Source organism: Streptosporangium fragile, assembly GCF_039534445.1.
Classification (GTDB): domain Bacteria; phylum Actinomycetota; class Actinomycetes; order Streptosporangiales; family Streptosporangiaceae; genus Streptosporangium; species Streptosporangium fragile.
In genome coordinates this window covers 23742-44470 of the sequence record NZ_BAAAVI010000014.1, presented here as the reverse complement: position 1 = coordinate 44470, position 20729 = coordinate 23742, and the positions used below count along the sequence as shown (strand labels likewise).

At 71.2% G+C, this 20729-nt stretch carries 20 protein-coding genes; 11 read left to right on the top strand and 9 right to left on the bottom strand.

What is annotated here, in order from left to right:
• Nucleotides 1-16: 16 nt before the first annotated feature.
• From ABD841_RS11755 to truA, 3 genes are all read left to right on the top strand, one after another.
• A complete protein-coding gene (locus tag ABD841_RS11755) occupies nt 17-1033 on the top strand; it encodes a DNA-directed RNA polymerase subunit alpha (protein WP_344970565.1) in 1017 nt (338 codons plus the stop codon).
• A gap of 87 nt (nt 1034-1120) precedes the next feature.
• Nucleotides 1121-1651: a 50S ribosomal protein L17 gene (gene rplQ / locus ABD841_RS11750; protein ID WP_344970563.1), complete on the top strand. Its 531-nt coding sequence runs from the start codon at nt 1121-1123 to the stop codon at nt 1649-1651.
• Between the two features lie 79 nt (nt 1652-1730).
• Nucleotides 1731-2621 (top strand): tRNA pseudouridine(38-40) synthase TruA, encoded by an 891-nt coding sequence (gene truA / locus ABD841_RS11745; RefSeq protein ID WP_344970561.1) that lies wholly within the window; start codon nt 1731-1733, stop codon nt 2619-2621.
• Here truA and ABD841_RS11740 read toward each other — a convergent pair.
• The 3 genes from ABD841_RS11740 to ABD841_RS11730 form a co-directional block, all read right to left on the bottom strand.
• Nucleotides 2611-5109 carry a hypothetical protein gene (locus ABD841_RS11740; RefSeq protein WP_344970560.1) on the bottom strand — a complete coding sequence of 833 codons (2499 nt, stop codon included), beginning with the start codon at nt 5107-5109 and terminating at the stop codon, nt 2611-2613. The two genes, truA and ABD841_RS11740, sit on opposite strands and share 11 nt — an antisense overlap.
• A 116-nt stretch (nt 5110-5225) precedes the next feature.
• Entirely contained in the window at nt 5226-6275 is a 1050-nt protein-coding gene (locus tag ABD841_RS11735) for a hypothetical protein (protein WP_344970559.1), read from the bottom strand.
• Nucleotides 6276-6310: 35 nt separating this feature from the next.
• Nucleotides 6311-7018 (bottom strand): CAP domain-containing protein, encoded by a 708-nt coding sequence (locus tag ABD841_RS11730; RefSeq protein ID WP_344970557.1) that lies wholly within the window; start codon nt 7016-7018, stop codon nt 6311-6313.
• A 430-nt stretch (nt 7019-7448) separates the two neighbouring features.
• Here ABD841_RS11730 and rplM point away from each other — a divergent pair, with 430 nt between their 5' ends.
• From rplM to glmM, 3 genes are all read left to right on the top strand, one after another.
• A complete protein-coding gene (gene rplM / locus ABD841_RS11725; protein WP_344970555.1) occupies nt 7449-7892 on the top strand; it encodes a 50S ribosomal protein L13 in 444 nt (147 codons plus the stop codon).
• A gap of 69 nt (nt 7893-7961) precedes the next feature.
• Entirely contained in the window at nt 7962-8483 is a 522-nt protein-coding gene (gene rpsI / locus ABD841_RS11720; RefSeq protein ID WP_344970554.1) for a 30S ribosomal protein S9, read from the top strand.
• Between the two features lies 1 nt (nt 8484).
• Nucleotides 8485-9840, top strand: a complete 1356-nt coding sequence (gene glmM, locus ABD841_RS11715; RefSeq protein WP_344970552.1) for a phosphoglucosamine mutase — start codon at nt 8485-8487, stop codon at nt 9838-9840.
• Between the two features lie 150 nt (nt 9841-9990).
• Here glmM and ABD841_RS11710 read toward each other — a convergent pair whose 3' ends face one another.
• The 5 genes from ABD841_RS11710 to ABD841_RS11690 form a co-directional block, all read right to left on the bottom strand.
• Entirely contained in the window at nt 9991-10707 is a 717-nt protein-coding gene (locus ABD841_RS11710) for an ABC transporter permease (protein ID WP_344970550.1), read from the bottom strand.
• 2 nt (nt 10708-10709) lie between these two features.
• Nucleotides 10710-11624 (bottom strand): ABC transporter ATP-binding protein, encoded by a 915-nt coding sequence (locus ABD841_RS11705; protein ID WP_344970549.1) that lies wholly within the window; start codon nt 11622-11624, stop codon nt 10710-10712.
• Nucleotides 11621-12496, bottom strand: a complete 876-nt coding sequence (locus tag ABD841_RS11700) for an ABC-2 transporter permease (protein WP_344970547.1) — start codon at nt 12494-12496, stop codon at nt 11621-11623. The genes ABD841_RS11705 and ABD841_RS11700 overlap by 4 nt, the downstream gene beginning before the upstream one ends.
• Nucleotides 12489-13394, bottom strand: coding sequence for an ABC transporter ATP-binding protein (locus ABD841_RS11695; protein WP_344970546.1), 906 nt, complete (start codon nt 13392-13394; stop codon nt 12489-12491). The genes ABD841_RS11700 and ABD841_RS11695 overlap by 8 nt, the downstream gene beginning before the upstream one ends.
• 106 nt (nt 13395-13500) lie before the next feature.
• A complete protein-coding gene (locus ABD841_RS11690) occupies nt 13501-14445 on the bottom strand; it encodes a DUF389 domain-containing protein (RefSeq protein WP_344970544.1) in 945 nt (314 codons plus the stop codon).
• A 122-nt stretch (nt 14446-14567) separates the two neighbouring features.
• On the opposite strand from ABD841_RS11690, the gene ABD841_RS11685 reads away from it, so the two are divergent.
• Genes ABD841_RS11685 through ABD841_RS11675 form a run of 3 tightly spaced genes read left to right on the top strand, consistent with a single transcriptional unit; the run spans nt 14568 to nt 16193 of the window.
• Complete coding sequence (locus ABD841_RS11685; protein ID WP_344970543.1) at nt 14568-14927, top strand: ArsR/SmtB family transcription factor; 360 nt, start codon at nt 14568-14570, stop codon at nt 14925-14927.
• Nucleotides 14924-15382 (top strand): SRPBCC family protein, encoded by a 459-nt coding sequence (locus ABD841_RS11680; protein WP_344970541.1) that lies wholly within the window; start codon nt 14924-14926, stop codon nt 15380-15382. Before ABD841_RS11685 ends, ABD841_RS11680 begins: the two co-directional genes overlap by 4 nt.
• 16 nt (nt 15383-15398) lie before the next feature.
• Nucleotides 15399-16193, top strand: coding sequence for an alpha/beta fold hydrolase (locus ABD841_RS11675; protein WP_344970540.1), 795 nt, complete (start codon nt 15399-15401; stop codon nt 16191-16193).
• Here ABD841_RS11675 and coaA read toward each other — a convergent pair.
• Complete coding sequence (coaA, locus tag ABD841_RS11670; RefSeq protein WP_425581976.1) at nt 16179-17114, bottom strand: type I pantothenate kinase; 936 nt, start codon at nt 17112-17114, stop codon at nt 16179-16181. The genes ABD841_RS11675 and coaA overlap by 15 nt on opposite strands.
• 144 nt (nt 17115-17258) lie before the next feature.
• On the opposite strand from coaA, the gene glmS reads away from it, so the two are divergent.
• Nucleotides 17259-19100 carry a glutamine--fructose-6-phosphate transaminase (isomerizing) gene (glmS, locus tag ABD841_RS11665; protein WP_344970538.1) on the top strand — a complete coding sequence of 614 codons (1842 nt, stop codon included), beginning with the start codon at nt 17259-17261 and terminating at the stop codon, nt 19098-19100.
• A gap of 203 nt (nt 19101-19303) precedes the next feature.
• Nucleotides 19304-20728 carry an alkaline phosphatase PhoX gene (locus ABD841_RS11660; protein ID WP_344970537.1) on the top strand — a complete coding sequence of 475 codons (1425 nt, stop codon included), beginning with the start codon at nt 19304-19306 and terminating at the stop codon, nt 20726-20728.
• Nucleotide 20729: the final 1 nt, after the last annotated feature.

The window sequence follows — 20729 nt, the reverse complement described above, 5'->3', positions numbered from 1 at the left end:
CAAGGGGAGAACACACATGCTGATCGCTCAGCGCCCGGTGCTCCTTGAGGAGTCCCTCGAGGAGACCCGGTCCAAGTTCGTCATCGAGCCGCTGGAGCCGGGTTTCGGCTACACCATCGGCAACTCGCTCCGCCGCACGCTGCTGTCGTCCATCCCGGGCGCGGCCGTGACCAGCATCCGCATCGAGGGTGTCCTGCACGAGTTCACCACCGTGCCGGGCGTCAAGGAGGATGTCACCGACATCATCCTGAACCTCAAGGAGCTGGTGGTCTCCTCCGAGCACGACGAGCCCGTGGTGATGTACCTGCGCAAGCAGGGCCCCGGTGACGTCACGGCCGCCGACATCGCGCCCCCGGCCGGCGTCGAGGTGCACAACCCCGAGCTGCGCATCGCCACGCTGAACGGCAAGGCGAAGCTGGAGATGGAGCTGACCGTCGAGCGCGGTCGCGGCTACGTCTCCGCCGCGCAGAACAAGCAGCCGGGCCAGGAGATCGGTCGCATTCCGATCGACTCCATCTACTCCCCGGTGCTCAAGGTCACCTACAAGGTCGAGGCGACCCGTGTCGAGCAGCGCACCGACTTCGACCGTCTGATCCTGGACGTCGAGACCAAGCCGTGCATGAAGCCCCGCGACGCGGTGGCCTCGGCCGGTAAGACCCTCGTCGAGCTGTTCGGTCTCGCCCGCGAGCTGAACGTCGACGCCGAGGGCATCGAGGTCGGCCCGTCGGTGCAGGACGCGGCCCTGGCCGCCGACCTGGCGCTGCCGATCGAGGAGCTGAACCTGACCGTTCGCTCCTACAACTGCCTCAAGCGCGAGGGCATCCACACCGTGGGTGAGCTCGTGGCCCGCAGCGAGCAGGACCTGCTCGACATCCGCAACTTCGGTGCCAAGTCCATCGAAGAGGTCAAGCAGAAGCTGCACGAGATGTCGCTCGCGCTCAAGGACTCCCCGCCCGGGTTCGACCCCAGCGCGGTGGCCGGCGGCGGCTACGACGACGACGACACGGCGTACGTCGAGACCGAGCAGTACTGAGATTTTCCATAACGGGGGTCGTCCGACCCCCGGCCCGACCCCGGTACCTCACACGGCCGGGGCGGGTTGACTCTCAAGGAGAACCCAATGCCCAGGCCCACCAAGGGTGCCCGTCTCGGCGGTAGCCCGGCCCACGAGCGGCTGATTCTGGCCAACCTCGCCACCCAGCTGTTCCAGCACGGCCGGATCAAGACCACCGAGGCCAAGGCGAAGCGGCTGCGCCCGCTGGCGGAGAAGCTGATCACCAAGGCGAAGAAGGGCGACATGCACAACCGTCGCCAGGTGCTGACGGTCGTCAAGGACAAGGGTGTCGTCCACCACCTGTTCACCGAGATCGCGCCGACCTTCGCCGAGCGTCCCGGTGGTTACACCCGGATCACCAAGGTCGGTCTCCGCAAGGGTGACGCCGCCCCCATGGCGGTGATCGAGCTGGTTTCCGAGCCGCTGAACCCGGTTCGCGTCGGCCGGACCGAGGACGTCAAGGTCAAGGAGCCCGAGGTCAAGGAGACCGAGGAGACCAAGGCCGAGAGCGCCGAGGCCGCGGAGGAGCCGAAGGCCGCCGAGGAGGCCGCCGAGGCTCCGGCTGAGGAGTCCGAGGCCAAGAAGGACAACGCCTGATCCCTCAGGCTCTGTGAACGGGCCCGGCATCCCCCACGCGGGAGGTGCCGGGCCCGTTCCCGTTCTCGGGAGGAACATCGTGGTACGGCTGCGTCTGGATCTCGCCTACGACGGCACCGACTTCTCCGGCTGGGCCAAGCAGCCCGGGCGGCGGACGGTCCAGGGGGAGATCGAGGCGGCGCTCGGCAGGATCCTCCGGGTCGCCGAACCCCCCGCGCTGACCGTGGCCGGGCGGACCGACGCCGGCGTGCACGCCAGGGGCCAGGTGGCCCACCTCGACCTGGAGACGGACGCGCTGGAGGCGGTGCAGAGCCGGAACCGCCGCCGGACCGCCGCGGGGGAGACCTCGCCGGAGCCTGGGTCCGCGGCGGAGCTCGACGAGCGCCTTGCTGCGCTCTGCAGGCGCCTGGCCGGTGTTCTGTCCCCTGACGTCAGGATTTATCGCGTTACGGTGGCTCCTGAGGGCTTTGACGCGCGGTTCTCGGCGCTGTCGAGGCGGTACGCCTACCGCGTCTGCGACGCCCCGGGCGGGGTCGATCCGCTCCGGCGCCGCGAGGTCCTCTGGTACTCCCGCCCTCTCGACGTCGACCGGCTCAACGCGGCCGCCGCCGCCCTGCTGGGCGAGCACGACTTCGCGGCCTTCTGCAAGAAGCGCGAGGGCGCGACCACGATCCGTGAACTCCAGCGGCTCGACTGGGCCCGTGAGGACGGCCTGGTCGTCGCCACGGTGGTGGCCGACGCGTTCTGCCACTCGATGGTCCGGGCGCTCGTCGGGTCGCTCCTGCCCGTCGGCGAGGGCCGCCTGCCCGTGGAGTGGCCCGGCCGGGTGCTGACCCGGGCCGTACGGGACTCCGGGGTGCACGTCGCGCCCGCGCACGGGCTCTGCCTGGAGGAGGTGCGTTATCCCGCGGGTGAGGAGCTCGCCCGGCGGGCTGCCGCGACCCGCCGGGTGCGCACGTTCAGTTCGTGACCCGGCGCTCCACGGCCTTGGCGGTCTGGTCGCGGAACGCACCACTGATCTTGCCCAGGTTCTTCTCCTTCGCGGTCGGCGTGTGGCCGTCGCTGAAGGTGGCGTAGCTGAACACGATGTAGCGGCCCCACACCATGCCCGCCGCGTAGCCGCCCGCGATGTGCACGCGATCTGCCCCCGAGCCGGCTTTCGCGGGCAGGCCGCGGAACCAGACGTTGCTGCCGAGGTCCTTGGCCTTGTCGGTGGCGATCGCTGACTCGCGGGTGGGCAGGACGGCGATTCCCGTGGTCACCGCGTACTTCTTCTTGCGGTCCACGTAGGTGGCCCGGAGCACCCGGCGGCATTCCTGGCTGCGCAGGGTGTCGGCGAACGTGCCGGCCGCCGCCTTGTGGCACTCCTCGGTGACGTCGGTCTTGACCCGGGTGAACGTCGTCCCGGCCACGGTCACCTTCTTGCCGAAGGCGGCGGCCACGGTCATCGTGCCCGGGTCGGTCTTCTCCGAGTTGAGCATCGTGGTGTTGATCGTTTCGGGCTCGGAGGTGATGTCCGGTTCGTCGGCCGGGTCGAGACTCTCCGAGGCGGGTGCCGGAGCCGCCGAGGTCTCCTGCCCGGCGTTGAACGACTGGTAGGCGAAGAAGGCGCCGGTGCCGATGCCGACCACCACCACCGCGATCACGGCCGCGACGAGCATGGTGCCCGTCTTGCCCTTACCCTGCGGCTCCGGCGGGGCAGGCGGTGGCTCGGGGGTGAACTCCGAGAGCGGCGTGAACGGTCCGCGCGTCATCGCGGGTTCGGTGGGCTCGGCCGGTGGCTGTCCGCCAGCCGGCACCGGAGGCGGCGGCGCGGGAGGCGGGAACGGCGGGGGGACTACCGGGATGCCGCCGGGCGGCGTCGCCTCGTCCGGGAACCCCGCGGGCGTACCGGGGGCGGGCGCTTGGGACACCTGGGGCGGCGTCGTGACGTGATCGGCCGGCTCGGCGGGCGGTACGGGCGACGCGGGCACCGGGGAAGCCGGCCCGGGCTCGGGCGCCGATGCCTGCGCGGCGGGCGCGGACCTCGGCGCGGGAACGGGGGCCGGGGCCGCAGGAGGCGACGGCACGGCGTGCTGTGCCCCCGGCTCGCCCGGAAACGGCTGTTCCGCGGTGTGCTGCCCGGTTCCGGCGTGCCGCCCGGCCTCGTCGGGCGGTGGTGAGCCAGCGCCGGGTCCGCCTGCGGCGGGCGAGCCCGTACCGTGTGCCCCCGCGGTGTGCGGGACCGGGGTCTCCGGGCCCGCGGTGTGCGGGGCCGGCGCCTGGGGGGACGTGTGCCGGCCGGGCTCGGCCACCGGCGGTGCGGCCGGGAGGGAGGACGGGCCCGCGCCCGGCCCCGGGACCTGCGGACCGGCGCCGTCGGCCGGGACCGCATCCGCCTCGTGGGCGCCGGGGCCGGACGCGGGGCCCCGGCCGGGGGCGTGCGGGTCCGTGCCGGGCACGGGTGGGGCCGCGGGCTCCTGGGACGCGTGCGGGGACGGGCCGGAGAGGCGGACCCTGAGGGTGCTCTCGTCGGGGCCGTCCGGCGAGACCGCGCTCGGCGGCCAGACGGCGACGTCACCGGGCTCGCCCGGGCGGGCGACCGCCTCGTCGGAGTCGGGCCAGACCGGCTCGCCGGTGGCGGCGGGCCAGGGCGCCCCGTCACCGGACGAGGGCCAGACCTGCATGCCCGCGGCGGCGGCGGTGAAGGCAGGGGGCGGCTGCCACGGCGGTGCGCCCGGCACGATCGGCGCGGTGGACAGCGGCGGGTCGTTCAGCGGGCCGGGCCCCGCGTCCCGCGAGCGCTCGCCGCCAGCCACCGGACCGTGCCACGACGGGCCCGCGGGTTCCGCGGGTGTGGATGCCCCGGGCCACGACGGGACGGTGTGCTCCGAGGGCAGCGGAGTGGCGATCCAGGCGGGGGCGGTCGTCTCGGTGGAGGTGCTCTGCCAGGGCGGGGTGTCCCCGGGCGCGGGCGGCGGGGGCCAGGCGGGCGGGGTGGACTCCGCGGCGGCGGGCGGGACGGGCCACGGGGGCACGGCAGGCCCGTTCGGGGCGGGCGGAGTCAGGGCGGGAGGGGGCGCGGGCCACGCGGGGGCGGCCGCCTCGCCGGAGGGGCCCTGCCCGGGAGAGCCGGGGCCGGAGCGGTCGGCGGGGCCGGGTCCGGCGGGGCTCTGCCAGGAAGGACCGGAGTCGGCAGGGGTGTCCTGCCGGGGGAAGCCGGCCCAGGGGGCGGGGTCGCCCTCGGGCTCGGCGTACCAGTCGTAGGGGGCGCCGTCGCCGGCGGGGATGGTCCACGGCTGGGCGGCCCCGGGGCTCCCCTCGGGCCACGCCGTCGGGGGATGGGGGTGCTCGTCACCTGAGAGGTCGGTCCGCGGCGCGTGCGGCGAAGGCTGGCCGAAACTCGGCGGTGGCGTCGCCGGTGCGGCCGAACCCTCGGCTTCACGGTGGTGCTCGGACCCGGATTCCTGGCCACGCATATGCCGCAGCCTAGCGACACCCGGAGATCGCCATGCGGATATGGACGGTATCGCCCGCCGGATTTCTAGCTGAAAGTACCCTTTGAGGGTCGCTCGGGAGTGCTTGCGGGTCGATCTCAGGGGCGCTTGCCGGTCAGCGCACGCGACTCCAGCGCGGGGGTGATGGTCGCGTCGACCACCCCGAAGGCCGCCTGGTTCAGCTTCTTGACCTCGGTCTTCGTCGGAGCGTGCCCGTCCTTGTACTGGAACCAGACCATCACGGTGTAGTGCCCGTAGCCCCACTGGCCCACGAACGCCTCGCCGGTGCCGAGAAATTTGGTGACCTTATCCTTACCGGGCAGCGGCTTGATGTACTCCTCCCGCTCCTTGCCCGTGCTGGCCTTGGCCACCTTCGTCGCCCCCGCGGAGGTCTTGAGGTTGGCGACTCCCACGGTACCGATGATCTTTCCGGCGGCGTCACGGAAGCTGGCCCGCAGGAACTGGGTGCACCTGGCACCGGTGAGGGCCTTCTGGAGCTTGGCGCCGACCACCGCGTTGCCGCATTTCTTGTCGGCCCTGCGGGTGGTCATCAGGTAGCTGCGCCCGTCGACGCTTACCTTCTTGCGCTTGAACAACTCGTTCAGCGTGAGCGCGTACGGATCGGTGCTCCGGGAGGAGGCGAAGCCGAACCGGCCGTTGGCGATGTTGGGAGGGGGCGCGACGGGATTCCCGGCCGTGGGGCTCGCGGCCGCGGGCGCCGGAGCGGAGTCGGAGTCGGCCAGGAAGGCCAGGCCGAAGCCCCCGGCGACCAGCAGGGCGAGCGCGCCGGCCGCGATGTAGATCGGACGGCGGGCGCGGGGCCCCTCGTCGTAGGGGCTCCACATCTCCCGCTTGGGTTCCTCGGGCCGCGGCCGCGAGGACGGCGGCTGTGCGGCCGGCGGTTCCTGGGGCGGCGGTTCCTGGAGCCGGGCCTCCTGGAAGCCCTGAGAGCCGGGGAAACGGGGCTCCTGCGGATGAGGCTGCTGGAAGCGGGGGTCCTGGGAGTGGGGCTGCTGGGCGTACGGCGGGGGTTCGGCGGCGCGGTCGTGCGGCGCGGGCTCGAACCAGTGCTGCCCCTGTGCGGGCGGTGACGACGTGACAGGCTGGTCGTAAGGCTGGCGGCGCGGAGGCTCCCCGGGAAAACCCATGCGCCGAGACTAGCCCCGGATCGGGCCCGGTTGACTCAGCTGTATCCGAAGTCCTGGGTCCACCACGGACCTTCGGGGCCCTGGACCACCCCGACACCGGTGGCCTTGAGCTCGCAGTTGAGGATGTTGCGCCGGTGGCCGGTGGTCTCCATCCAGCTCCGCACCGCCTGCTCGGCGGAGGTGTAGCCGCGCCCGATGTTCTCCGCGCCGCCGTTGCCGTAGCCGGCGGCCTCCATCCGCTCCCAGGGGGACTTGCCGTCGGGGGAGGTGTGGGAGAACTTGCCGGTGTCGGCCATCTCCGAGGAGTGCGCCCTGGCCGACCGGGTCAGCCGCCTGTCGACCCGGAGCGGCGCGCACCGGGCCCGCCTGCGCTCGATGTTGACGAGCCGGACGACCTCGCTCTCCATCGCGCCGAGGGCGAAGGCGACGCCGCCGTCGTCGTCGCCGTTGATGACGTAGCGCGAGGGCCCGTCGTCGAGCCACCGGTCGTCCGCGTCGGAGGGCTCCGGGGTGGGGCTCGGGGTCTGCCGCTCCTGCCGCGTCGTGGGGGTGGCGGAGGGGTGGGCGACCCTGGCGAGGGGGGAGCGCTCGGCGACCTTGTCCCCCCTGACCGCGGTGGGGGTGGGTGAGGCCGGCCCGGCGTTGTTCAGGTAGATCTGCTCGGCCGGGTCCTCGTTCCGGGTGTTCCGGCCGATGATGAAACCGATCAGCAGCACGCTCATCAGGCATGCGAACAGTCCCATGCGGCGCAGGCGCGTCCGCTGGGGATGCCGGGGGTGAGGAAGCTGCCACATACCGCTATCAAAGATAGAGATGTTTGCGGTGGGGAAGAAGAGAATGTCGAGAACGTATTGGAACCGTACTCTCCAGTCGCGCCGCGACCGTCCGTGCCCTTTGCGAGTCGGTTCCCGGGTACCGCCGCGTCGCCGGTAGACTTCCGGGGGAACCGGCTGGGAGTCGTGTCATTTTGACCCGTGCTCCCCGGCGCCGGTATCCTGCTAGTTCGTTGTGTGCGAATTGGTCTCCTCCGTAGACCGATGCGCGGCGCGTCCGGCGTCATCTCCTCGAAACTTGGGAGACGGAAGGTCCGGGCTGTCGTGTGCCCGCACCTACCGACCATGTTGCTGTCAGCTCCGACAGCCCCGAAGACGCGAGCAAAGAAGGCATACGACCGTGCGCACGTACACACCCAAGCCTGCCGAAGTCGAGCGTCAGTGGTACATCATCGACGCCACCGACATCGTGCTTGGCCGGCTGGCCAGCCACGTCGCGAACCTGCTCCGCGGTAAGCACAAGCCGATTTTCGCCAACCACGTCGACACGGGTGACTTCGTCATCGTCATCAACGCCGACAAGGTCGCGCTGACCGGCAAGAAGCTTGAGCAGAAGAAGGCGTACCGCCACTCGGGCTACCCGGGCGGTCTGCGTTCCATGACCTACGGCGAGCTCATGGACAAGCGTCCCGACCGCGCCATCGAGAAGGCCGTGAAGGGCATGCTGCCCAAGAACGCCCTCGGCCGGAAGATGATCAAGAAGCTCAAGGTCTACGCCGGCTCGGAGCACCCGCACCAGGCTCAGAAGCCGGTGTCCTTCGAGCTCACCCAGATCGCCCAGTAGTCGCTAGCTGCTTGTCGCCAGCAGCGTTGGCCGACGGCCGACGCCGAGTAGGAAAGTTAGAGGAGAACCGTGGCTGAGCCCACCGGTGTCGAGACGCCCTTCGAGGGCGATCAGGATGCGTACTCCTCGGAGGAGTTCCCCTCCGAGTACACCTCCGAGTCCACTGTCAGCGGCGACGCCGCCGTCCGCAAGCCCGTTGCGACCGGCAACTCGTACGGCACCGGCCGTCGCAAGGAGGCCGTCGCCCGTGTCCGCATCGTGCCGGGCACCGGCCGCTGGACGATCAACGGCCGCCCGCTCGACGTCTACTTCCCGAACAAGGTCCACCAGCAGATCGTCAACGAGCCCTTCGTGACGCTCGGCGCCGAGGACCAGTTCGACGTCATCGCCCGCATCAGCGGTGGCGGCGTCACCGGCCAGGCCGGTGCGCTGCGCATGGGCCTCGCCCGCGCGCTGGCCACCCTGGACGTCGAGGGCAACCGCCCGCCGCTGAAGAAGGCCGGCTTCCTGACCCGTGACGCTCGTGCCACCGAGCGCAAGAAGTACGGCCTCAAGAAGGCCCGCAAGGCGCCGCAGTACAGCAAGCGTTAAGTTGGGGCGCCTTTTCGGCACCGACGGGGTACGTGGGGTCGCGGGCCGCGACCTCACGGCCGAGCTCGCCATGGACCTGTCCGTGGCCGCGGCTCATGTCCTCGGCGATGCCGGGGCGTTCAATGCCAGCGTCGGGCGGCGAGGCCGCCCGATCGCCGTCGTGGGCCGGGACCCGCGGGCTTCGGGAGAATTCCTGGAGGCCGCAGTGGTCGCCGGCCTTGCGTCGTCTGGCGTGGACGTCCTCCGGCTCGGCGTGCTGCCCACCCCGGCGGTCGCGTACCTCACCACGGCTCTCAGAGCCGACATGGGCGTGATGATCTCCGCCTCCCACAACCCCGCCCCGGACAACGGGATCAAGTTCCTCACCCGCGGCGGCCACAAGCTGCCCGACGCGGTGGAGAACGAGATCGAGCAGCGGCTCGGCGAGAAGTGGGAGCGCCCTGTCGGCGCCTCGGTCGGTCGCGTGCGCGAAGCGTACGGCGAGGCCGACCGTTACGTGTCCCATCTGCTGTCGACCGTGACCGGTCGCCTCGACGGGTTGAACGTGGTCGTCGACTGCGCCCACGGCGCGGCCCACACGGTGGCTCCGGAAGCGCTGCTGCGGGCCGGGGCCACGGTGGAGACGATCGGGGCGCGTCCCGACGGCCTCAACATCAACGCCGGGGTCGGCTCCACCCACCTGGACAAGCTCCGGCAGATCGTCGTCTCCCGCGGCGCGGACATCGGAATCGCCTACGACGGTGACGCCGACCGCTGCCTGGCGGTCTCGCATACCGGCGAGGTCGTCGACGGCGACCAGATCATGGCGGTGCTCGCCATGGCCATGCACGCCGAGGGGAAGCTCGCCGGTGACACCGTGGTCGCCACGGTCATGTCCAACCTGGGCTTCAAGATCGCGATGAGGAACGCCGGCATCGACGTCGTCGAGACCGCCGTCGGCGACCGCTACGTCCTGGAGGCCATGCGGGCCGGCGGTCACAACCTCGGCGGCGAGCAGTCCGGCCACGTCATCATGCTCGACCACGCCACCACCGGCGACGGTGTGCTGACCTCGCTCCACCTGCTGGCGGTCATGGCGCGCGAGGGCAGGTCGCTGGCGGAGCTGGCCTCGGTGATGACCCGCCTGCCGCAGGTTCTGGTCAACGTCAAGGACGTCGACCGGGCCAAGGCCTCGGTCCCGGAGCTGTCCGCGGCGGTCGCCGTGGCCGAGTCGGAGCTGGGGGAGAACGGCCGGGTGCTGATCCGGCCGAGCGGCACCGAGCCGATGATCCGCGTCATGGTCGAGGCGTCCTCCGCCGAACAGGCCGAACGCCTGGCGGGCCACCTGGCCGAGGTCGTCCGCACGGCCTGTGTCTGAACCGCCCGGCGCGGGGCCGTTCTGTACTGGAACCGCCCGGTGCGGGCGGCCCGTTTCGAGATCGGGCCGCCCGCACCGGGCGGTTCGGCTGTGTCCGAGCCGCCGGGGTGGGGTGATCCGGTCACCTGGCCGGCACCCCACCCCGGCCGGTCACTCGTCCCCGGTCAGGGAGAAGCTCCGCAGCCGCTGTCCCGCCCAGACGACCGCGCCGACGGTGACGACGACCAGGGCGGGGACGGCGAAGCCCACGGTGACCTCGGTGGACAGGAAGGCCGAGGAGGACAGCTGGTCGGCGATGGACCGGGCCCAGTACTGGATGGAGTACTTCTGGGCGCCGGGGACGAAGCCGCCGACCACGCCCTCCCAGATGAGCGCGTACACGATGCCGACCGTGACCGCGTGCCGGGTCAGCACGCCCAGCAGCATGAACACCGCGGCGTACGCGATCCCGCCCGCCAGCGCGCCGACCGTGAAGCCGAGGGCGACGCCGGATTCGAAGCCGATCAGCAGGTAGGCGGCGACGAGGGTCGGCACCGCGGCGAACACCGCCAGCATCGAGGCGGCCACCGCGAACTTGGTCTGCGCGATCACCGGCCGGGCGATCGGCTTGGACAGCAGGTGGACGATCGTACCGTCGTCGATTTCCGGGCCGATCACTCCGGTCCCCGCGATCAGGCCGAGCAACGGCAGCATGGTGCCGATGGCGAAGGTCTCCATCAGCGCGACCGCGATCCGCTCGCTGGGGCCGCCGAAGTAGCGGAGCAGGCCGGCCAGGGCGACCAGCACCGCGGGCAGCATGACCAGCAGCCAGATCCGGCGGCGGCCCAGGAGCGCGCGGTAGGAGATTCCGGCGATGACACCGTTCATGGTCAGCTGCTCCTGTTGATCAGGTAGGAGAAGACGCTCTCCAGGTCTTCGTCCGCCGGGGAGACCTGCCAGACCCGCACGCCCGCGTCCCGGGCGACCCGGGGCAGCAGCCAGGTGAAGCGCCGGAAGTCGACGGCCTGCACCTCCAGGCCGGCCGCGGTCAGCGAGACCGAGCCCGAGGAGGCGTCGGCGATCAGCGCGGACGCCAGGCGGCGGTCGTCGCTGGAGCGGACCCGGAACAGGTGCGGCCGGTCCGTCATCCGGCGGCGGATCTCCCGGAAGTCGCCGGAGGCGGCGTGCCGGCCGGCGACCAGGACTTCGATGTGCTGGGCGACCCGCTCCACCTCCTCCAGGATGTGCGAGCTGAACAGGATGGTCTTGCCCGCGGTTCCCATGGCGCGGACGAGGTCCATCAGGTGCAGGCGCTGGCGCGGGTCCATGCCGTTGAACGGCTCGTCGAGCAGGAGGACCTGCGGGTCGTGCACAAGCGCCGCGGCCACCTTGACGCGCTGGCGCATGCCCTTGGAGTACGTCTCGATCCTGCGGTCCTTGGCGCTCTCCATCTCCACCGTGGCGAGGGCCTTGCGCGCGGCGTCCTCCGCGTCGGGGAGGCGGTGCAGCTGCGCGCTGGAGAGCACGAACTGCCAGCCGGTGAGGAAGCCGTAGACGGCCTCGCGCTCGGGGACCAGGCCGATCGAGCGGTAGATCTGGTGGTTGCGCCAGATCGTGGTGCCGTCGAGGGTGACGGTCCCGCTCGACGGCGCCAGGAAGCCGGCCATCATGTGCAGCAGCGTGGACTTGCCCGCCCCGTTCGGGCCGAGCAGCCCGGTGACGCCGGGGCGGATGGTCATCGTGACGTCGTTGACGGCGACCACGTTGCCGTACCAGCGGGAGACCTGGGTGAGTTCGAGGTTCATCGGGAGGCCGCCCTCCGGTAGCGCGCGATCAGGGCCGCCACGGACCCGGCGATCAGCAGGATCATGATCACACCGGCGACCGGGCCTCCGCCGGACGGGTAGGCGGTGCTCGCCATGGACGCCGCTCCGAAGAGGCCCACCTGCACGGCGGCGTCGACGAGGAGGAACGGGTTGATCAGCCACGCCCACGCGGCGGTCTCGTCGTTGCCCATGGCCTCCAGCGCCGCGAACAGCACGGCCGAGACGGCGGTCGTGAGCAGGTAGAAGGCGATGATCGCGGCCACGCCCAGGCCGCGCCGGGGGGTGAACGAGGCGATGGCGATCCCGATGCAGGACAGCAGCACCGCGTAGCAGACCGCGCCGGCCATGGCCGTGAGGTAGTCGCCGGTGCGCGTGCCGCCGGGCAGGTCCACGATCACCTCGCCGATGTACAGCACGGTGAGCGGCACCGCCAGCAGCAGGAACATCGCCGTCGCCATCGCGGCGAGCTTCGCGCCGACGTAGTCGCCCAGCGTGACCGGGCGCGACAGGTAGAGCGGCAGCACCCGGAAGCGCAGGTCCGGCGCCACGGCGTACGGCGACTGCGAGGCCAGGAAGATCGCCATCACGGTCTGCATGATGACGGCGTATCCGGTGTAGCCCATGAGATGTTGCTTGGCCAGCGCCATGGCCGCGATGGCGACCACCGCGGGCAGCAGCATGACGCCCACGAGCGTGAACGGGATGATCTTCGAGCGGGCCGTGCGGCCGATCCCGAAGATCCCGCGCAGGCTGTGCACGGCCAGGGCCGCGGTGGCCTGGCCGCGGCCCTGCCGCACCCCGTCGTAGTGGCGGTATCCGATGTCGTGGATGACACCCGTGGGTTCAGACATTGGCCGGCTCCCGGAAGACGTCCTCGATGCGCTGGCGGCCCTGCTCCATCCGGACGAGGCAGAGGTCGAGCTCGCAGACGGCGTCGCGGACCGCGTCGAACGTCTCCGGGGCGCGGACGCCGACGAGCAGCATCCGGCCGTGCACGGTGACGGTCTCGCCCAGCTCGGTCAGGCGGGCCGCCAGCGCGTCCTGCCCCTCCTCGACCTCGACGGTCACGGTCTCGGTGCGCTGGGTGAACTCGCCGATCGCCGAGGAGCGCAGCAGCCTGCCGCCGTCGATCACGATGACGTGGTCGCAGATCCGCTCCAGCTCGCCCAGCAAGTGGGAGGTGACCAGCACGCTGATGCCGAACTCGGAGCCGATCCTGCGGATCAGCCCGAGCATCTCGTCGCGGCCCTGCGGGTCGAGGCCGTTGGTGGGCTCGTCCAGCATGATCAGGCGCGGGTCGTGCACCAGGGCCTGGGCCAGCTTCACCCGCTGCTTCATGCCGGTGGAGTAACCGCCCATGGCGCGGTAGCGCTCCTCGTACAGGCCGACGTGGCGCAGCACGTCGGCGGCGCGCTCGCGGGCCGCGGTGCGCGGCAGGCCCGACATCCGGGCCATGTGGACGGTGAACTCGGTGGCGGACAGGTCCGGCGGCAGGCAGTCGTGCTCGGGCATGTAGCCCACGACCCGGCGGATCTCGGCGCCCTGGGACGTCACGTCCATGCCGAGCACCCGGGCACCGCCCTCGCTGGGTTCGAGCAGGCCGAGCAGGATCTTGATGAGCGTGGACTTGCCCGCGCCGTTGGCGCCGACCAGGCCGGTCACGCCGGGGCCGACGGTCACGGTGAGCCGGTCGAGCGCCGTCACCCGGGGGAAGCGCCTCGTCAGTCCCTCGGTGGCGAGGATAGTCATGGTCGGACACTATCCATCCGCGGTGGGGAAATCCTCCGCCGTCCGGACGAGACACCCTCGTCCGAAAGTCCGGTTCGGACCGCCGGTCCGATGGGAGGCCGGGTGCCTACTTCTTCGGCGCCGCCGGAAGGCGCATGCCGAACCGGGACCAGTAGGCCCGCTGCACGAGCAGGACGAGCGTGCCAGAGATGATCATCCCTGCGACGTTCACGCCGAGCTGGGCGACCGATCCCGCCATGTCCTCCCAGCGGGTCAGCGCCGCGGCGACCGCGAAGTATCCGGCCGCCGGGACCGTGGTCACCGAGATGAACACGCCGACCAGGGCCGACGACTTGCCCGCGGTCACCGAGAGCACCCCGGCCGCCCCGGCGAGCAGCGCCACGATGAACGACCACCGGTCGGGCTTGACGATGAACTCGATCTCCTCGTGCCCGGTCAGCGAGCCGGTGCCGATCCAGCCGACCCACCGGGCGACCAGGGCGCAGGCGAAGGTGACCGCGATCGCGACGGCGAAGCCGACGGCCAGGGTGCGCAGCGCGCGGCCGATCAGGCCCCGGTCGGCGCGGAGCAGGCCGAAGCAGATGGCCGCGATCGCGCCGAACTCCGGGCCCAGCACCATCGCGCCCACGATCAGGATCGGCGAGTTGACGATCACACCGATCGCGGCTAGCTGTGTGGCGATCACGAGGAACGCGAAGAAGGCCCAGGTGGTCCGGGAGTCGTCGTCGACCCGCTGGGCGAACTGCGCCCAGACCACCGCGTCGTCCCCGTCACCGGGAGCCTCCTCCTGGGCGCGCTCGGCCGCCTCGGAGATCGACAGGTCGACCTGCTCGGCGGCGATCGAGCCCTCCCCGTGCAGGCCGAGCCCCTGTAGCCGCTCGAGCACCTCGTTGGCGGCCTCGCGCGCGACGTCGAACTGGATCAGGTCGCCCCGGGGGGAGCGCGCCGCACCGGGCAGTACGACGAGGTTGACGACGCCGAGGCACTCGTCGATCGCCTTCAGCGCCTCATCGGACAGTTCGGGCGGGCTGATCACGCGTAGATGCAGCACGGGCCAACCTTAGGGCCTGCGCCGTGGCCCACTGAAGTCCGAACCGGTCCGCCACCCATGAGCTCGCGATTTTATACAACTAGCTGGTTGTGCAAACTTGTGGTTGTGAGTAGGGTCGGGGCATGGCAGTAGTCGAAGACGAGTTGAGCCTGGTGTTCTCGGCGCTGGCCGACCCCACCAGGCGCGCGATCCTGGAGCGCCTGGCTCACGGTGACGCGACGGTGAACCAGCTCGCCGAACCGTTCACGATGACGCAGCAAGCGGTCTCCAAACACCTGAAGGTGCTCGAACGCGCCCGCCTGATCTCGCGGACCCGCACCGCGCAGTCACGGCCCTGCGTCCTGGACGCCGAGCGCCTCGATGCGGCCGTCGGCTGGATCACACGTCACCGGCGGATCTGGGCCGACCGCCATGACCGCCTCGACGCGCATCTGGCCACCCTGCAGGCCGGGCAGCGTCAGGACGGGGGGACGACACGATGACCGAGGTCGGCGAGCTGACCTACCGGCGTGTGCACCGAGCGTCGCCCGAGTTGCTGTTCGACTGCATGACGACACCCGAGCACCTCACCCATTTCTGGGGCCCGGTCGGGACGACGACGCCGGTCGATGGCATCACCATCGATCTGCGGCCCGGTGGCGTCTTCGAGACCATCATGATCAGTGATGCCGACGGCAGCACACACACCATGCGGGCCGTCTACGTCGAGGTGCGCCGTCCCGAGCGGCTGGTGTGGATCGAGCCCGACGTCGAAGGCGGCATGCGAACCACGATCACCTTCGTCGATCTGCGCGACGGGCGGACCGAGGTGATCACTCATCAGACGAACGTGCCGGCCGCATACCTCAGCGCCGAGGCGAGGGCTGGGTTCAGCACCAGCCTCGACCGTTTCGACGTCTACGTGGCCGGTCTGAACGCCCGGCAAGGACCTCGATAAGAGCGGGGAGCACGAAATGCCGACAGTCACGTCAGCCGACGGCACCACGATCGCCTACGAGCGCACCGGCAGCGGGCCGGCGCTCGTCCTTGTCGACGGCGCCATGTGCCACCGCGGCGCAGGGCCGATGCGGCCACTCGCCGCGCTCCTGCAGGACACCTTCACCGTCTACGCCTACGACCGTCGCGGCCGGGGCGAAAGCTCGGACACCCTGCCCTACGCGGTCGCCCGCGAGGTCGAGGACCTCCAGGCCCTCATCGCGCAGGCCGGTGGCGAGGCGTACGTCTACGCCATCTCCTCCGGCGCGGCTCTCGCCCTGGCGACCGCGGCAGCCGGTCCCGGAATCACCAAGCTGGCGCTCTACGAGCCGCCGTTCACGGCCGAGGCCGAAGACGGCGCCCGGATCAAGGAGTACACCGAACGGCTCCACGAACTGCTCGACGCCGGGCGCGAAGGCGACGCCGTAGCCCTGTTCATGACGAACGTCGGCGTACCTGCCCAGGTCATCGCCGGCATCCGGGCGCAGCCGGGCTGGGCCACGCTGGAGGCGATCGCCCCGACGCTCGCCTACGACGACGAAGTGCTCGCCGGCGGCGGCGTGCCACGTGACCTGGCCTCGACGATCACCGTTCCGGCGCTGGTCCTCGCCGGTGGGGCCAGCCCGCAGGGGCTCCGGCGGGCGGCGAAGGCCACCGCGGATGCGCTGCCTGCCGCGGAACACCGGACGCTCGACGGGCAGACGCACGACGTGGCTCCGGAAGCACTCGCGCCCGTGCTGGTGGAGTTCTTCGGATCCTCAGGTACGGCGTAGCCGCACCCGTCTGATGGAGTGATCGCGGCCCTTGTGCAGCACCAGGTCCGCCCGGCCCCGGGTGGGGGAGATGTTCTCCACGAGGTTGCGCTCGTTGATGTCGCGCCACACGTTCCTGGCGAACTCGGTCGCCTCCTCCTCCGACAGTTCGGCGAGGTGCTTGAAGTAGGACTTCGGGTCCTCGAAGGCCGTCCGCCGGAGCTTGTGGAAGCGGTCCACGTACCAGTCGCGGATGTGCTCGACCTTGGCGTCCACGTAGATGGAGAAGTCGAAGTAGTCGTTGACCGCGAGCGAGGTGGGCGGGGCGGGCTGCAGGACGTTCAGCCCCTCAAGGATGAGGATGTCGGGCCCGCGCACGGTCTGCGTCGCGCCGGGCACGATGTCGTACTCCAGGTGGCTGTAGACCGGCGCCGTCACCTCGGGTGTGCCCGCCTTGACGTCGGCGACGAACCTGACCAGGGCCCGCCGGTCGTAGCTCTCCGGGAAACCCTTCCGGTGCATGATGCCGCGCTCGGTGAGGACCGCGTTCGGGTACAGGAAGCTGTCGGTGGTCACCAGGTCGACCCGGGGATGCTCGGGCCAGCGGGCCAGCAGGGTGTGGAGCAGCCGGGCGGTGGTCGACTTGCCGACCGCGACGCTCCCGGCGATGCCGAGGATGTACGGCGCGGGCCGCCGGCTCGCCCCGAGGAAGGTGCTGAGCGCCGCGCTGCGCTGCCGGGCGCCGGTGAAGTGCAGGTTCAGCAGCCGGCTGAGCGGCAGGTAGATGTCGGTGACCTCGGCCAGGTCGATGGGGTCGTCGACGCCGCGCAGCTCTTCGAGCTCCTCCGCGGTGAGCGTCAGGGGGGTGTTCTTGCGGAGCTCGCTCCACTCCGCCCGGCTCAGCTGCACGTACGGTGTCGCGGTGTCCAAACCGTGGGCCATAGTCAGGAAGCCTACTGATCGCCCTGTCGTGCCCCCGTGGGGGTATCCCGTTGCCCGATCTCGGGCAGGATTCTTGGGTTTCGTGGGAGGTTCTCCATAGGCTCGGCGGTCCATCTCTCAGGAGGAGCAGGAGGGGGGCAGGCCATGTGCGGGATCGTGGGATACACCGGGCGGCGGCAGGCGCTGGAGGTGGCCGTCGAGGGGCTGGTGCGGCTGGAGTACCGCGGGTACGACTCCGCCGGGATCGCCCTGGTCGAGGACGGCGGGCTGACCGTGGAGAAGCGGGCGGGCAAGCTGGCGAACCTGCGCTCCGTGCTGGCCGGGCGGCCCACGCCGTGGGCGACGACCGGGATCGGGCACACCAGGTGGGCCACCCACGGCGCCCCCACCGACCGCAACGCCCACCCGCACACCGACTGCCGGGCGCGCATCGCGGTCATCCACAACGGGATCATCGAGAACTTCGCGGTGCTCAGGGCCGAGCTGGAGGGGAGCGGGCACAAGCTGCTCTCCGAGACCGACACCGAGGTGGTGGCGCACCTCCTGGAGGGGTTCGCCGGCCAGGGGCTGGCGGAGGCGATGCGCAGGGTCTGCCGGAGGCTGGAGGGGGCCTTCACGCTGCTGGCCGTCTCGGTGGACGAACCGGGCGTGGTGGTGGGGGCCCGGCGCAACTCGCCGCTGGTGGTCGGGCGCGGGGACGGGGAGAACTTCCTCGGCTCGGACGTGGCGGCGTTCATCGCCTACACGCGTGACGCGGTGGAGCTGGGACAGGACCAGGTGGTCGAGCTGCGGCCCTCCGGGATCACGGTCACCGACTTCTCCGGTGCCCCGGCCGAGACACGCGACTACCACGTCGACTGGGACGCCTCCGCCGCGGAGAAGGGCGGCCACGACTACTTCATGCTCAAGGAGATCGCCGAGCAGCCCCAGGCGGTCGCCGACACGCTCCTGGGCAGGGTCGGGCCGGACGGCCTGCTGACGCTGGACGAGGTGCGGCTCTCCGAGCAGGAGCTCCGCGACGTCACCAAGATCATCGTGGTCGCGTGCGGGACCTCGTACCATGCCGGGCTCATCGCCAAGTACGCCATCGAGCACTGGGCCGGGCTGCCGTGCGAGGTGGAGCTGGCCAGCGAGTTCCGCTACCGTGACCCGATCCTCACCCGCGACACGCTGGTCGTCGTGATCAGCCAGTCCGGGGAGACGATGGACACTCTCATGGCCGTCCGGCACGCGCGGGAGCAGCGGTCGCGGGTGCTGGCCGTGTGCAACGTGAACGGCTCCACGATCTCCCGCGAGTCCGACGCCGTCCTCTACACCCACGCGGGCCCGGAGGTGGCCGTCGCCTCCACCAAGGCGTTCCTGACCCAGCTGGTCGCCTGCTATCTCATGGCGCTCTATTTCGCCCAGGTCAGGGGCACCATGTCCGGCGACGAGATCTCCGAGATCATCGACCGGCTGGCGGAGACGCCGGCCAAGGTGAGCGAGGTCCTCGCGACCGTGGAGCCGGTCCGCGCGCTGGCCAGGTCGCTGGCCGGCGAGCGGTGCGTGCTCTTCCTCGGCCGGCACGTGGGCTTCCCCGTCGCGCTGGAGGGTGCGCTGAAGCTCAAGGAACTGGCCTACATGCACGCCGAGGGCTTCGCGGCCGGAGAGCTCAAGCACGGCCCGATCGCGCTGATCGACGAAGGGCTCCCGGTCGTCGTGGTGGTGCCGTCCCCGTCGGGCCGGCGCGTGCTCCACGACAAGATCGTCTCCAACATCCAGGAGATCCGCGCCAGGGGCGCCAGGACCGTCGTCATCGCCGAAGAGGGCGACAGCGCGGTGGAGCCGTACGCCGACACGCTGATCCGCGTCCCGGCCGTGCCGACCCTGCTGCAGCCGCTGGTCGCCACCGTGCCGCTCCAGGTCTTCGCGTGCGAGCTGGCCACGGCCAAGGGGCACGATGTCGACCAGCCGCGGAACCTGGCCAAGTCGGTCACCGTGGAGTGAACCGCGGGACGAGGCGGGGAGCGCTCGTCCACCGGCCCGGGGCGGAATCCACAGCCTGGGGATAAAGCCGATGGATTACCGGCGGCCGGAGGTGGGAAGGGGGTCTGCCCGTCACCAGGCACGATTAATTGTCGATATATGCCATATAGCGGATTGCTGGCAGCGCATTAACGTGACGTGAATCCACCCCCCAAGGGAGGCGCATGATGGATCGTCGCCGTTTCCTCGCCCGCAGCACCGCGCTGGCCGCCGCCGGAGCCGGAATCGCCGGGCCGTTCGCCGGAGTCGCCCGGGCCGGGCTGGACGGCCGCACCCGTCCCGGAGCCGGCTACGGACCGCTGCGGCCGGTCGCCGACGAGCGGGACGGGGTGGTCCGGCTCCACCTGCCGGACGGGTTCCACTACCGCTCCTTCAACGCGGCGGGGGAGAAGTTCTCCGACGGCACGACCGTGCCCGGCCGGCACGACGGCATGGCCGCCTTCCGCGGGCGCTCCGGTACCGCTATCCTCATCCGCAACCACGAGGTCAACGGGCCCGTGGGCGCCTTCGGCGACCCCGCCACGGCCTACGACCCGGCCGCGGGCGGCGGTACCGCGACGCTCCGCGTCACCCGTTATGGCGAGGTCCGCAGCTCGGGGCCCAGCCTGACCGGCACCCAGATGAACTGCTCGGGCGGGCCGATGCCCTGGGGCGCCTGGGTGAGCTGCGAGGAGACCGTCAACGGGCCCGACGTCGGCAACGACTTCACCGGCCAGGACAACAGCAAGCTCCAGCGCAAGCACGGCTACATCTTCGAGGTGCCGCTCGACGGCAGGGCCGGCGGCCCGATCAGAAGCGCCGGGCGCTTCGCCCACGAGTCGGCCGCCTTCGACACGCTCACCGGCGCCGTCTACCTCACCGAGGACAACTTCGGCTTCCCCTCCGGCTTCTACCGCTACCTGCCGCCGCAGAACCCCATGAAGGCCGGCCGCATCCTCGACGGCGGCAGGCTCCAGATGCTGGCCGTGCGCGACGCGCCGGGCAAGGACCTCTCGCTCGGCCAGCCCGCCGGGGCCTCGTACGCGACCACCTGGGTCGACATCGACGACCCCGACCCCACCTTCACCGGCACCCCCGCCAACGACGTCGCGATCCAGGCCGTCGGCAAGCAGGGCCGGGACAAGGGCGCGGCGATCTTCTCCCGGCTGGAGGGAGCGATCAACCACCACGGCACCGTCTACTTCGTCTCCACGCAGGGCGGTGCGACCGCCCCCGGCGACACCCCGCCCAGCGGCTTCGGCAAGGGACGCGGCCAGGTGTGGGCGTACGAGACGTGGAGCGGGCGGCTGAAGCTCGTCTACGAGTCGCCCGGCTCTCTCACCCTCGACCTGCCCGACAACGTCACCGTCAGCCCCCGCGGCACCCTGGTCCTCTGCGAGGACGGCAACGGCGAGAACTACCTGCGGGGTCTCACCCGCCGCGGTGAGATCTTCGACTTCTGCCGCCTGGCCCCCGTCGACGGCGACTCCGGCGCCGAGTTCGCCGGTTCCACCTTCGGCCCCGGCGGACACACGCTCTACGTCAACGTCCAGTCGTCCAAGGGCCTCAGCTTCGCCGTCTGGGGCCCCTGGCAGCGCGGCGGCTTCTGAC